Origin of the sequence: Paracoccus suum, from assembly GCF_003324675.1 — a bacterium.
GTDB classification, from domain to species: Bacteria; Pseudomonadota; Alphaproteobacteria; order Rhodobacterales; family Rhodobacteraceae; genus Paracoccus; species Paracoccus suum.
The window spans coordinates 2,595,019-2,608,354 of record NZ_CP030918.1 but is presented as its reverse complement, the minus strand read 5'-3'; the positions used below and the strand labels follow the sequence as shown (position 1 = coordinate 2,608,354).

Below are 13,336 nucleotides of genomic sequence, written 5' to 3'. Positions count from 1 at the left end.
GATAGGAGTTGAGAAAGGCGCCGTCCCCTGGGGACGGCGCCTTTCACGTGGCAGGCAAAAGAGAACCGCCGCACCAGACGACTGACGCGGCGGCGATGCCTGAACGACGGCTGGCTTACAGCTTGCCGTTCTTTTGCATGATCATCATGAAGGTGTCGTACTGGTACTCGGCCGTCTGCAGGTACAGATACCAGTCATTCCGGAACAGCTTCATGGCGTCCACCTGTTCCTTGAACATGGCATTGGTGGCACCGATCTCGGCATAGACCTCGTCCGCGGCGGTGAAGGCTGCAGTAAGGATTTCCTCGCTGAAGGGACGCAGCTGCGCGCCGTTGGCGACCAGTTGCTTCAGCGCGGTCGGGTTCTTGTAGTCGTATTTCGCCAACATGTTCTGGTCGCTCGCCTGCGCGGCGGTGCGCATCAGCGATTTGTAGTTCTCCGGCAGCTCCTCGAACTTGGCCTTGTTGAAGAAGAAGCTGACGGTCGGCCCGCCCTCCCAGAAGCCGGGATAGTAGTAGTAGGGCGCGACCTTCACGAAGCCCAGCTTCTCGTCGTCATAGGGACCGACCCATTCCGCCGCGTCGATGGTGCCCTTTTCCAGCGCCGGGTAGATATCGCCGCCAGCGATCTGCTGCGGGACGACGCCCAGCTTCTCCATCACCTTGCCGGCAAGGCCCGAGATGCGCATCTTCAGGCCCTTGAGGTCCGCGACGGTGTTGACCTCCTTGCGGTACCAGCCACCCATCTGCACGCCGGTGTTGCCGCCGGGCATCGAGGTCAGAGAGTACTTTTCAAGGAACTTGTTGTAGAGGTCGAGGCCGCCGCCCTGATACATGTAGGCGGCCTTGCCGCGTGCGTTCAGCATGAACGGCAGGTCGGCACCGCCGGCAAAGCCCGGATCCTTGCCCCAGCTGTAATAGCCGACCGAATGCGCCATCTCGACCGTACCGTCCGAGGCCGCGTCGATGGCCTGCAGGCCGGGCACCACTTCGCCGGCGGCAAACACCTGGATGTTGAACTTGCCGTCCGTCGCCTCTTTCATCCGCTTCGAAAGGTCCTCGGCGCCGCCGTAGATGGTGTCGAGCGACTTGGGGAAGGACGAGGCGAGGCGCCAGTTGATCGTGGGCGATTCCTGAGCGATCGCCGGGGCGGCCAGGGTCGAGACGGCCGCAGCCGCTGCCCCGCCGACGGTCGCCCGGGTCAGGAAGGCGCGCCGGTCGAAGGTGGTTTTTTCGGTCATTGAATTCCTCCGCGTTGGATGGGTGGCAGTCGTTGCCGCCATTCCCCTGATTCAGTTTTAGCGGCCTTTGGGGTCTTGTCCATCGCGCGCGCAGCGTCCCCGGATGGGCGCGATGCGGCTGCGCGCGTGCGGGCTTCACTTGGCCGCGCGGCTGTGGAACAGATTGAAACAACAAAGACGTGCCGGCATGGCCAACGGGGGACATGATGCGACGAGCGGGGATTTCGTCCGAGGCGCGGCAGGGCCTGACCATGATCGCGCCACCTTTCGGCTACGCCCTGTTGCTGCTGGCGGCGCCGCTGGCCACCATCGTGGCCTACAGCTTTTTCAAGGACGGCTATCTGACCGTCATCCGCGAATTCACGCTGGAAAATTACAGGGCGGTCTGGGCCGATCCGATCTTTCATCGCATCATGGTGCGCTCGCTGGTGGTCTCGGCGCTGGTGACCCTGGTCACGGTGGTCCTAGCCTTTCCAGTCGCCTATTTCCTCAGCTTCGTCGTCAGCCCGCAGCGCAAGTCGCTGTGGCTGTTCCTGATCACCATCCCGTTCTGGACCAGCTACCTGGTCCGGGTCTTTCTGTGGAAGGTTATCATGGCGCCAAACGGGGTCATCAACTCGGCCTTTCTGGAAACCGGGCTGATCGACAGCCCGTTCCGCATGCTGAATACCGTCTCGGCCATCGTGGCGACGCTGGCCCATGCATATGCGCCCTTTGCCATCCTGCCGATCTTCGTCGCGCTGGAGAAGATTGATCGTAGCCTGCTAGAGGCGGGGCGCGATCTGGGCGAGACGCGGCTGATGACTTTCTGGCGGGTGACGCTGCCGCTGGCGATGCCGGGGGTGATCGCTGCAGTGCTGATCGTCTTTATCCCGACAATCGGTGATTACGTGACCCCGACGCTGATCGGCGGCGGCAAGATCCCGATGATCGCCAACATGATCCAGAGCCAGATGCTCGATCAGGACAACCGGCCCATGGGCTCGGCCCTCGCCGTAACTGCCATGCTGCTGGTCGCGATCTGCGCGCTGGTGTTCCTGCTGCTGAACCGGCGCTTCTTGCGGGTGCGGCAATGAACGGCCAGACGGAGGGCCGGGCGCAGGGCAGGGGCCTGCGCGCCTATGCGATCCTTTACCTGCTGTTCCTCTATGCCCCGATCGTGCTGCTGCCGATCTTTGCCTTCAACAGCGGCACCATCATCGCTTTTCCGCTGAAGGGCTTTACCACCGAATGGTTCGCGCAGATGGCGGGCAACGCCACGCTGCGGCGGGCACTCGGAAACTCGCTGACCATCGCTGTCAGCTCTGCCGTGTTCGCCACCTGCCTTGGCATCTTTGCCGCCCGCGCCAGCACCCGATTCCGCTTTCCCGGCAAGGGCGCGGCCATGGGCCTGATCATGTTGCCGCTAGTCCTGCCCGAGATCATCATTTCCGTCAGCCTTCTGGTGGTCCTGCTCGGCATGGGCATAAAGCTGTCCATCCTGACCGTGATCCTCGGCCACACGCTGATCTGCATGCCCTATGCGATCACCGTGCTGTCGACGGCCTTCAGCAGCCTCGATCCCGCGCTCGAGGAGGCGGCCTATGACCTTGGCGAGACGAAATGGGGCGCGTTCCGGCTGGTGATCCTGCCGCTGGTGATGCCGGGCATCATCTCGGCCCTGCTGATCAGCTTCACCATCTCGCTGGACGAATTCATCATCGCCTTTTTCCTCGCCGGGAACGAGCCGACGCTGCCGACCTATATCTTTAGCCAGCTGCGCTTTCCCAAGGCGATCCCGATGATCATGGCGCTCGGTACGGTGCTGGTCGCGCTGTCGATCGTGCTGCTGGCCATCGCCGAATATTTCCGCCGCCGCGGCATTGCCCGCGCCGGCCTGAAGGACACCGGAGGCTTTCTGTGAGCGATTCGACCCGCACCGCGTCCCGCCCCTCGCGCGGGGCGCGCCCGGCCGATGGTGGCCCCCGGCGCGACATGATCGCGTTTCAGGATGTCCATAAGCACTACGGCGATTACCACGCGTTGCGCGGCATCACCGCCACCATCCGCGAGGGCGAGTTCTTCAGCCTGCTCGGGCCCTCGGGATGCGGCAAGACCACCTTGCTGCGCACTATCGCCGGGTTCGAGGGGATCAGCAGCGGCGCGGTTCTGATCGACGGCAAGGACATGGCCGATGTGCCGGCCAACGTGCGCCCGACTAACATGGTTTTCCAGTCCTATGCCATCTTTCCGCATCTGACCGTCGCCCAGAACGTCGCATTCGGCCTGCGGCGCGACCCGCGCCCGGCCGCCGAAAAAGCCCGCGCGGTGGATGAGGCACTAGGGATGGTCGGTCTGTCCGGCTATGGCAACCGGGCCGCCCACGCCCTGTCGGGCGGCCAACGCCAGCGGGTGGCGCTGGCCCGCGCCCTGATCCTGAAACCCAAGGTGCTGCTGCTGGACGAGCCGCTGTCCGCGCTCGACCGCAAGATGCGCGAACAGATGCAGATCGAACTGATCAAGTTGCAGCGCCAGGTCGGCATTACCTTCGTGCTGGTGACCCATGACCAGGAGGAGGCTTTGGTCATGTCCGACCGCATCGCCGTCATGTTCGACGGCGAGATCGCCCAGCTGGACGAGCCCGAAAGCCTCTATGCGCGCCCGGTCGACCGGCGGGTCGCGGATTTCATCGGGGTGATGAACTTCCTGCCGGCTGACATCCGGTCCGAGGATGCCGAGGGCGTCACCGTCCGCGTGGCAGGACTTGGCGAGGTGACATTGCCGCCCAGCCAGATCAGCCGCGCCATGCCGGGCGACAGCGGCCCCAGCATCGGATTTCGCCCTGAAACCATGACCTTGCTCAGCGACGCGCAGGATGCGACTGGCAAGGTGGCCCCGGGCGTCATCGACGAGGTCGTCTACTATGGTGACATGACATATTTCGACGTCCGCCTCGATGGCATGGCCGCGGGGGCCGATCCGGTGCGGATATCGATGCGCAACGTCTTTGGCCGCGACGTCCCGCTGGTCGGCACGCGGACCCGCCTGGCTTGGTCGCCCGGCGGACTGGTGCTGTTCCGCTAGGACAAACCGGCGGAACGCTGCCGCTTTTCGGCTGCACCCGCTGCGCCGGGATGCGCCCCGGGGCAGGGCGTGACAGGGTTCGGCGACGTGGCCAGAGGGCCGCAGAAGAACCTGTCACAAGGATTTAAAATGACCATGATTTTTCGCGCCTCGGTGATTGCTGGCCTGGTTGCCGGCGGATTGGTCGGAACCGGTGCCATGGCGCAGGACGCCGCCCCGGCGACGCCGCCTGCCGCTGCGCCCACCACGACAGAGGCTCACGCAGCGCCGGCGGCCACCGCCGAGGCCCCCGCACCCTCCGCCATTCCGGGCAACATCGATCCGGCGGCGGCCTATGCCTCGGCCCGCAACCAGCTGGGCGTTCTGAACTACTGCAAGGACAAGGGTTGGATCGCCGGCGACGCGCTCGCTGTGCAGGAAAAGATGATCGGCATGATGCCCCCGGGCGACACCGCCGCCGGGGACGCTGCTGAGGCCAAGGGCAAGACCGGCACCGTCTCGGCCATGGGCACCGAGATGACCCTCGCCGATGGCGCGCAAAAGCAGAGCACTACCGAGGAGGCGCTCTGCAAGCAGATGGAAACCATGCTTAAGGAACTGGGCGCGCAGCTTCCCGGCTGATCGTCCCTTGGCGCGGTCCGGACGATGTGCCGGGCCGCGCCGCCGCTTGACAGCCGGGCCCCTTTGCGCCAAGCGGGCAGCATGAACGCGAACGCCGCCATCCGCTGCTGCATTACCGCCTGAAGCATTCGCGCGGGCCGTTCACTCATGACCGATGACGCCCGCAGTCCGGGGAGAGTCATGGTCGACATCAGCCTTACGAACAGCCGCAGCCACCGCAAGGAGCGGTTCGCGCCGATCGATCCTGCTCGGGTGCGGATGTATCTTTGTGGCCCGACGGTCTATGACCGCGCGCATCTCGGCAACGCCCGGCCGGTCGTGGTGTTCGACGTTCTCTACCGCCTCCTCCGCCATGTTTATGGCGAGGGTTCCGTGACTTATGTGCGGAACTTCACCGACGTCGACGACAAGATCAACGCCCGCGCGGCCGAGGCGGGCCGGTCGATCCACGACATCACCGACGAGACCATCGCCTGGTATCACGAGGATATGGACGCCCTCGGTAACCTGCGCCCGGACTTCGAGCCGCGCGCCACCGAATATATCGCCCAGATGATCGCCATGATCGAGACCCTGATCACCCGTGGCAACGCCTATGTCGCGAGCGGTCACGTCCTGTTCGACGTTCGCAGCTATCCCGCTTACGGGGCGCTGTCGGGGCGCTCAGTCGACGACATGATCGCCGGCGCCCGCGTCGAGGTCGCGCCTTTCAAGCGCGATCCCATGGATTTTGTACTATGGAAGCCTTCGGACGCGGAGACCCCGGGCTGGGAAAGTCCCTGGGGTCGCGGGCGCCCCGGCTGGCACATCGAGTGCTCGGCGATGTCCGAAGCGCTGCTGGGCCCCGATTTCGATATCCACGCAGGCGGATTGGACCTCCTGTTCCCGCACCACGAGAACGAGGTCGCGCAAAGCTGCTGCGCCAACCCGGATCATGGATTTGCCAATTTCTGGCTGCATAACGAGATGCTTCTGGTCGATGGCAAGAAGATGTCCAAGTCATTGGGCAATTTCTTCACGGTGCGCGATCTGCTGGATGCGGGGGTCCCGGGCGAGGTGATCCGCTACGTCATGCTGATGACCCATTACCGCAAGCCGATGGACTGGACAGCAGAGAAGGCAAGGGAGGCTCTGGATACACTGCGAAGTTGGGCACAGGTTAACAGTGTGTTCGACGCATCGGACGTCGACCCACGCGTTCTGGGTGCTGTGGCAGATGATCTCAATTCCCCGCTCGCCCTGCATTACTTGCACGATCTCTTCGTTCGAGACCATTACCGCGCTCTATCAGCGTCGGCGGCATTGATCGGGATTGACCTCAAATCAATCTCAAAAGCGTCATGGGCGAGTTACTTCGAGATTCAAGGCACCAACCCAGAAACAAAGCCTGTAGTGGGGGACTTCGTTCCTCTCGTTTCGATGGGAGGCTGGGGCGTTATTGATGATAAATATAGTTCTGTGGCTACCAGTGTTGCCACCGAGTGGCTGCGATTGCGGCATGAAAAGAGATATTCCGAAGCCGACGCCTTAAAGGCAAAAGCCGCTGAACTAGGATTGCAGCTGCGGGCGCGGAAATCAGCACTAGGTTCAGGCGCATTCGTACTATTGGGCGACGCTGGGCGAGTTGCCGAACTGGAGGGGTTGATCGCATGACCACCCGCATCACCCTTTATGACACCACACTGCGGGACGGCCAACAGACCCAAGGCGTCCAGTTCTCGGCTTCCGAGAAAATAGAGATTGCACAGATGCTTGACGCGCTTGGCCTCGATTATATCGAGGGAGGATGGCCGGGCGCCAATCCGACCGACAGCGAGTTCTTTGCCGCCGCGCCGCAGACCCGCGCCACCATGACCGCCTTCGGCATGACCAAACGCAGCGGTCGCTCGGCAGGGAACGACGATGTTCTCGCCGCGGTGCTGAATGCGGGCACGCGGGCGGTCTGCCTCGTCGGCAAGACCCACCCGTTTCAGGTTCGCGAAGCGCTTGGCGTCAGTCTTGATGAAAACCGCGAGAACATCGCCGCCTCGATCGCCCATGTCGTCGCTTCGGGCCGCGAGGCGCTGTTCGACGCCGAGCATTTCTTCGACGGCTATCGCGCCGACCCGCACTATGCGCTTTCCTGCCTGACAGCGGCGCTCGACGCCGGCGCGCGCTGGGTCGTGCTCTGCGACACCAACGGCGGCACCCTGCCGTCCGAGATCGGTCGCGTGACCGCCGCCGTGATCGGGGCCGGCGTTCCTGGCGAACGGCTCGGGATCCACTGCCACGACGACACCGGCACCGCGGTCGCGGGCAGCATTGCCGCGATCGAGGCGGGGGCCTGCCAGGTCCAGGGCACGCTGGGGGGTCTTGGCGAGCGATGCGGCAACGCATCCCTGACGACGATCATCGCAAATATCGCGCTGAAAGAGGATCTTGCGGAGCGCTTTTCAACTGGAATCGAACCTGATGCATTGGCGCGACTGACCCAAATCAGTCATCGCCTGGACGAGATCCTCAACCGGGCCCCGGCGCGCAGCGCGCCTTATGTCGGAACCTCGGCCTTCGCCCACAAGGCGGGGTTGCATGCTTCTGCCATCATGAAAAATCCGACCACTTACGAGCATGTTGACCCTGAAAGGGTCGGCAATGAGCGTATCATCCCGATGTCCAACCAGGCCGGCCAGTCAAACCTGCGCGCGCGTCTGGCAGAGGCCGGGCTGACCGTCGCCGCCGGCGATCCGGCATTGGCGAGGATCCTCGATCTGGTCAAGCTGCGCGAGGATCAGGGCTATGCCTATGACGGTGCCCAAGCCAGCTTCGAGTTGCTCGCCCGGGGTGAGCTTGGCCAGCTTCCGCGCCATTTCGAGGTGGAGCGCTACCGTGTTACGGTCGAGCGTCGGCGGAACGCCAAGGGCGAGCGGATATCGGTCTCCGAGGCGGTGGTGGTGGTTGTCATGGGCCAGCAACGCACACTCTCGGTCAGCGAAAGCTATGACGAGACCGGCGCCGACCGGGGACCGGTGAACGCGCTGTGGCGCGCGCTAGGCAAGGACCTCGGGCCTTATCAGACCACGATCGACGATATGAGCCTGGTCGATTTCCGGGTGCGTATCACGGGCAGCGGCGTTGATGCCGCCACCCGCGTGACCATCGATAGCGCGGACGGTAACGGCAACCGCTGGTCCACCGTGGGCGTCTCGCCCAACATCGTCGACGCCAGCTTCGAGGCCCTGGTCGAGGCGATCCGCTGGAAGCTGATCCGCGATGGCGTCGCCCCGGCATGAGCCTGCAAAGCTGCGTCGAGGTGCTGCAACTACGCGATCCCGACCGTCTATCCGCGCTGCTGACCGCGCCGTTGAAAGCGAGACCGCGCCTGCTGTCGCTCTACGCCGTCGCGGCCGAACTGGCCCGCGCGCCCGGCGCCTCGGCCGAGCCGGCGCTGGCGGAAATCCGGCTGCAGTGGTGGATCGACGCTTTGGAGACGCTGCCAACCTCCGCCGGGCTGCACCCCGTCCTGGCGGCTTTAGCCGAGGCCTGGGGTGCTGATGGTCCGGCGCTCGCCACCTTGGGCGAGGGGCAGCGCATCGCCTGCGAGGGACATGAATTTTCCGCTGCAGCTGAGGCCCTTGCATGGATTGATTCGACGGACGGTGCGCTCGCGGTCCTGGGCGCGGAACAGTTGGGACTGCCGCCAGACGCACAGGCTGTCGTGCGCGCTCAGGGGCGGGCATTGGGGGTCGCGCGTTATCTGCATCTCGGCGGCCCGCGGGGACTGCCCGAGGCAGGTCGGGCCGAGTTGCTGCATGCGGGCCGCAAGGCCGCCCGAACGGCCGCGGATGGGCCCCCGCTGCGGCAGTTAGCCCCCGTGCTGGCAGCCGGGCCGGATCTTCAAGGCAGACTGAAAGGCTCGCGGCGTTCGGCTCAGGAAATAGCACGGCGCTGGGCGGCCTTACGCGTCGCCTTTACCGGCCAGTGGAAGATTTCGCTGCGCCGTTAAACGAATTTTCATCCCTCTGCGCCATGGTCCCTGGAACCGGTCTCAGGGGGACGTGCATGAGTATGGGTGGTTCGGTCGATTTGGACAGGGTTGGCCGGATCCTTGTGGGCGATCCGGTTCGGGTGCTTGTGATCGACGATTCATCCAGCATGCGCCGGCTGATCCGGCACGTGCTGTCGTTGGATCGCCGCGTCGCCGTGATCGGCGAGGCTGCGGATGCCGCCGAGGCCCGCGAGATGATCCGGGCGCTTTCCCCGGACGTCCTCACGCTTGATGTCGAGATGCCTGGCCTGTCCGGGCTGGATCTGCTGGCCCGGCTCATGCAGTTGCGGCCGATGCCGGTGGTCATGGTCTCGTCGGAAACCCGGCGGGGCAGCGCGGCCGCTATCGAGGCGCTGGCACTCGGGGCGGTCGATTGTATCGGCAAACCGCTGGGCCTGTTCGACGCCGAGGCCTTCTCGGGGCTGGCGGATGTCCTGGTGGCTGCATCGACAGCGAATGTCAGTGGGGCACGCTCCACGCCCGTGCGCCGGGGCGGTGAGACATTGGGCGAGGCCTATCGCTGGAGCGGTCGCCTCGTGCTGATCGGCGCCTCGACAGGCGGGGTCGATGCGGTTGAGCGCGTACTCGGGACCTTCCCGGTTAACTGCCCGCCCACAGTCATCGTCCAGCACATGCCGCCCAGTTTCCTTGCCAGTTTCGCCGCCCGTCTCGATTCAAGGATTGCGCCGGCGGTGTCTTTGGCCGTGGACGGCGCCCCGCTGCGACAGGGGCACATCTATCTGGCGCCGGGGGGGCCGCATCACCTCACCATAGCCGGATCGCAGTCGCTGACTTGTCAATTGTTGGCGGAGAGTAAGCGCAACGGGCACAGGCCCTCGGTCGATCTGACGCTGGAAAGCGCTTTGCCGGTCGCCTCGAGTGTTGTCGCCGCGGTGCTGACCGGCATGGGCCGCGACGGGGCGGGGGGCCTGCGGGCGCTGCGCGAGGCCGGGGCGCGGACCCTCGCGCAAGACGAGGCGAGCTCGGTCGTCTGGGGCATGCCCCGCGCTGCATGGGAGGCAGGGGGGGCGGAGGAACTGGTGCCGCTCGATCGCATCGGCCCGCGGCTGCTGGACCTCTGCGCCCGCTCCAGTGCCGCCCTGCCGGCGGCATGACACTGCCTTCGGGCGCAGCGTCCTAGAGTCCGACTGCGCCTTTGATCCAGCGCAGCCCGGCTTCGGTCGTGGTGCGGGGCGAGTATTCCGCACTGACCCACCCGCGATAGCCCGAGGAATCGACCGCCTGGAAAAAGCCTGCAAAGTCGATATCGCCGCCGCGCGGCTCGTGGCGGCCGGGGCAGCCGGCAATCTGGACATGGCGCACCAGCGGGTGATGCTCGTTCCATAGCAGCTCGAGCGCGCCCTGGCTGGCGCCCGCGATCATGTGGGCATGATAGGCGTCGAACAGAAGGCCCAGGTTGCTCGCACCAACCTCACGCAGAATCTCGGATGCCTGATTATAGTCGTTCAGGAAATATCCCGGCAGATCGACAGAATTCGCGGGCTCGATCACGAGGCTCGCATGCGGCGCGCGGGCCGCAGCCCATCGCAGGTTGTCGATAAACGTCGCCTCGGCCTGAGGCCCTTCGGCCTTGCCGGCCATGATATGGATGTGGCGCACCCGCAGGGCCTGGGCGAACCGCAGCGCCCGGTCGAAGTCCCGGCGAAAGCGGTCCTCGCGCCCCGGCTCGGCGGCAAAGCCGCGCGGTCCCCCCGCCCAGTTCGGGGGCGGGGTGTTCAGCATCACGAACTCCAGCCCCTCGCGCAGCGCCGCCTGGCTCAACTCCGAGACGGTGAAGTCATAGGGAAAAAGGATCTCGACCCCGTCAAAGCCCGCCGCGCGGGCCGCCGCAAAACGCTGCGGCATGGGCAGTTCGGTAAAGAGGAACGTCAGGTTTGCAGCAAATCGCGCCATGATGCGTCAGGCGGCCCCCAGCACGAAATCCATCCCGCCCGAGCGCAGCACCACATCGCCTCCCTCGACCGAGGCCGCCTCGACCAGCCGATAATATGTCTTGCGATCGATCAGCGCATCAAGGCCACGGCGGACGTGGACATAGGGGCGGGGGGTGCCGTCGGGGCCAAAGGTCAAGCGGATTTCGTGTCCCGGTCCGGCAGTAACGGTTTCTCCGACATTCGTGGTAAAGGTCACGTTGCCGCGATCCAGCTCGGCATCGACGGCGACAAACGGCGCGTCGATCACACGCAGGCCAACCTTTTCCACGGGGGTAACCAGGAAATATCGGTCGCCCTCACGCTTCAGAACGGACGCAAACAGGCGCACCATCCCCTCGCGCGCAATCGGCGTTCCAAGGTAGAACCAGCTGCCGTCGGCGCGAATTTCCATATCCAGATCGCCACAGAACGGCGGATTCCAAAGATGCACGGGGGGCGGTCCGCGGCGGGCAGCCTGGCTGGCGGCGGCGGCTATTCCTGCTGCGTCCGGCGCGGTCGCGCCATTTCCCCCTGCCTGTGCCATTCGCTGTGGAAGCCTCGTGCCGTGCCATCTAAGCTGTGGCCTAATCCAAATCGGGGCGCTTGTCATGCCGGGCAATGAAAAGGTGGTTGATGCGGTCGAGAGCCTGGGCCGAAGCCTGGCCGAGGCGCGCCGCAGCATCGAGACGCGCTTTGTCGGCCAACATGCTGTGGTCGAGCAGGTACTGGCCGCGATCCTGTCCGGCGGGCATGCGCTGCTGGTCGGACAGCCGGGCCTTGGCAAGACCATGCTGGTCGACACGCTGGGCACCGTCCTCGGCCTTGGCACCGCGCGCGTGCAGTTCACGCCCGACCTGATGCCAGCCGACATCCTCGGCAGCGAGGTGCTGGACACCGACGCGGATGGACGCCGGGCGTTCCGCTTTATCGAGGGGCCGGTCTTTACCCAGCTGCTGATGGCGGACGAGATCAACCGCGCCAGCCCGCGCACCCAATCGGCGCTGCTGCAGGCCATGGCCGAGGGCGAGGTGACCATCGGTGGCGCGCATCGCCCGCTCGGTCGGCCGTTCCATGTTCTCGCGACCCAGAACCCGATTGAACAGGAGGGCACCTATCCGCTGCCCGAGGCGCAGCTGGACCGGTTCATCATGCAGATCGACGTCGACTATCCGGACCGAGAGACCGAGCGCGCAATCCTGCTGGCGACCACTGGGGTCGAGACCGCGCATGTCCGGCCGGTGTTCGATGCTGCGGGTCTGGTCGAGGCGCAGCAGTTGATCCGGCGCATGCCGGTGGGCGAGGGGGTGATGGCGTCGATCCTCGATCTGGTACGCGCCTGCCGCCCGGGTGCTCCCGAGGCGCCGGGCTGGATCAGCGACAGCCTCAGTTGGGGTCCGGGTCCCCGGGCGGCGCAGGCTCTGATGCTGGTGACGCGCGCACGCGCCGCGCTGCAGGGCCGGTTCGCGCCGACGCTGGACGATGTCGCGGCAATGGCCGCGCCGGTTCTGCGGCACCGCATGGCGCTGGGCTATGCTGCGCGCGCCCGCGGCGAGAGTGCCGAGGGTCTGATCGCCCGCGCGCTCCACCTCAGCCTCGCCGGCCGCGCCGCATGAGTGACCTGCGCGCCCGCGCCGAGGCCGAGGCCGAGGGCTGGCCGGCGCTGGTGCTGGCTGCCGAGCGACTGGCGGCGCAGGCTTTGTCGGGCGCGCACGGGTTGCGCCGCGTGGGCCCGGGCGAGGAGTTCTGGCAGTACCGCCCCGCGACCCAGGGCGACAGCGCCAGTGCCATCGACTGGCGCCGCAGCGCACGGGGCGACGCTGATTTCGTTCGTGACCGCGAGCGGCTCAGCCCGCAAGCGGCGGCGCTGTGGGTTGCGGGCGGCGCGGACATGGACTGGCGCGGCGGCCCGGATCGCCCGACCAAGGCCGACCGCGCGCGGTTGATCGCGCTGACGATGGCGGTTCTGCTGCTGCGCGGGGGCGAGCGGGTCGGTGTTCTCGGCGCGTCGTTGCGGCCGGGGCGCACGCAATTGCCGCATATTGCGCAAGCCTTGATGACCACGGAAGGCCCGGACCCGGACCCTGCCACGCTGCGCCCCGGCTTTCGCGCGCTGCTGATCGGCGACTGGCTGGGACCGCTGCAGTTCGCGACGGATTTCCTGGGGCACGCCGCCGCCTTGGGCGTCAAGGGCGCGATCCTGCAGGTACTGGACCCGGCCGAGGAGGCGTTTCCCTTTGACGGCGCGGTCCTGTTTCGTGACCCGTCAGGTTCTGCCGCCCATGACACGCGGGACGCCGGCGGGCTGCGCGGCGCCTATCTCGCGCGCCTCGCCGCCCGGCGGGCCGAACTTGCCCGCGCTGCTGACGCCGCCGGCTGGCGCTTTGGTACCCATTCGACCGATGTCGCGCCGTCCGAGGCGCTGCTGTGGTTGAGCGGCGCGATGGCGGCGTGATG

The 13,336-nt window shown here is 65.9% G+C and carries 13 protein-coding genes; 10 read left to right on the top strand and 3 right to left on the bottom strand.

The window, feature by feature from the left end:
- Positions 1-115: 115 nt before the first annotated feature.
- Complete coding sequence (locus DRW48_RS12750; protein WP_114076750.1) at positions 116-1,240, bottom strand: TRAP transporter substrate-binding protein; 1,125 nt, start codon at positions 1,238-1,240, stop codon at positions 116-118.
- 203 nt (positions 1,241-1,443) lie between these two features.
- Between DRW48_RS12750 and DRW48_RS12745 the strand changes: the two genes are divergently transcribed.
- The 8 genes from DRW48_RS12745 (at position 1,444) to cheB (ending at position 10,063) form a co-directional block, all read left to right on the top strand.
- The gene (locus DRW48_RS12745; protein WP_422385733.1) at positions 1,444-2,316 is read left to right on the top strand and encodes an ABC transporter permease; all 873 of its coding nucleotides are present in this window, start codon (positions 1,444-1,446) and stop codon (positions 2,314-2,316) included.
- Positions 2,313-3,143 carry an ABC transporter permease gene (locus DRW48_RS12740; RefSeq protein WP_114076749.1) on the top strand — a complete coding sequence of 277 codons (831 nt, stop codon included), beginning with the start codon at positions 2,313-2,315 and terminating at the stop codon, positions 3,141-3,143. The genes DRW48_RS12745 and DRW48_RS12740 overlap by 4 nt, the downstream gene beginning before the upstream one ends.
- A gap of 71 nt (positions 3,144-3,214) precedes the next feature.
- Positions 3,215-4,303 carry an ABC transporter ATP-binding protein gene (locus DRW48_RS12735; protein ID WP_114077562.1) on the top strand — a complete coding sequence of 363 codons (1,089 nt, stop codon included), beginning with the start codon at positions 3,215-3,217 and terminating at the stop codon, positions 4,301-4,303.
- Positions 4,304-4,432: 129 nt separating this feature from the next.
- Positions 4,433-4,924: a pore-forming ESAT-6 family protein gene (locus tag DRW48_RS12730; RefSeq protein ID WP_241963270.1), complete on the top strand. Its 492-nt coding sequence runs from the start codon at positions 4,433-4,435 to the stop codon at positions 4,922-4,924.
- Between the two features lie 180 nt (positions 4,925-5,104).
- On the top strand, positions 5,105-6,577 hold the full coding sequence (cysS, locus tag DRW48_RS12725) for a cysteine--tRNA ligase (protein WP_114076748.1): 1,473 nt from the start codon (positions 5,105-5,107) through the stop codon (positions 6,575-6,577).
- Entirely contained in the window at positions 6,574-8,193 is a 1,620-nt protein-coding gene (gene cimA / locus DRW48_RS12720; RefSeq protein WP_114076747.1) for a citramalate synthase, read from the top strand. Before cysS ends, cimA begins: the two co-directional genes overlap by 4 nt.
- Positions 8,190-8,906 carry a squalene/phytoene synthase family protein gene (locus DRW48_RS12715; RefSeq protein WP_114076746.1) on the top strand — a complete coding sequence of 239 codons (717 nt, stop codon included), beginning with the start codon at positions 8,190-8,192 and terminating at the stop codon, positions 8,904-8,906. Before cimA ends, DRW48_RS12715 begins: the two co-directional genes overlap by 4 nt.
- Positions 8,907-8,962: 56 nt before the next feature.
- A complete protein-coding gene (gene cheB / locus DRW48_RS12710; RefSeq protein ID WP_241963269.1) occupies positions 8,963-10,063 on the top strand; it encodes a chemotaxis-specific protein-glutamate methyltransferase CheB in 1,101 nt (366 codons plus the stop codon).
- A 22-nt stretch (positions 10,064-10,085) separates the two neighbouring features.
- On the opposite strand, the gene DRW48_RS12705 is transcribed toward cheB, so the two are convergent.
- The gene (locus DRW48_RS12705; protein ID WP_114076745.1) at positions 10,086-10,862 is read right to left on the bottom strand and encodes a hydroxypyruvate isomerase family protein; all 777 of its coding nucleotides are present in this window, start codon (positions 10,860-10,862) and stop codon (positions 10,086-10,088) included.
- Between the two features lie 6 nt (positions 10,863-10,868).
- Positions 10,869-11,426 (bottom strand): DUF1285 domain-containing protein, encoded by a 558-nt coding sequence (locus DRW48_RS12700; RefSeq protein WP_114076744.1) that lies wholly within the window; start codon positions 11,424-11,426, stop codon positions 10,869-10,871.
- A 64-nt stretch (positions 11,427-11,490) separates the two neighbouring features.
- Here DRW48_RS12700 and DRW48_RS12695 point away from each other — a divergent pair, with 64 nt between their 5' ends.
- Positions 11,491-12,495 (top strand): AAA family ATPase, encoded by a 1,005-nt coding sequence (locus tag DRW48_RS12695; RefSeq protein ID WP_114076743.1) that lies wholly within the window; start codon positions 11,491-11,493, stop codon positions 12,493-12,495.
- Complete coding sequence (locus DRW48_RS12690; RefSeq protein WP_114076742.1) at positions 12,492-13,334, top strand: DUF58 domain-containing protein; 843 nt, start codon at positions 12,492-12,494, stop codon at positions 13,332-13,334. The genes DRW48_RS12695 and DRW48_RS12690 overlap by 4 nt, the downstream gene beginning before the upstream one ends.
- Positions 13,335-13,336: the final 2 nt, after the last annotated feature.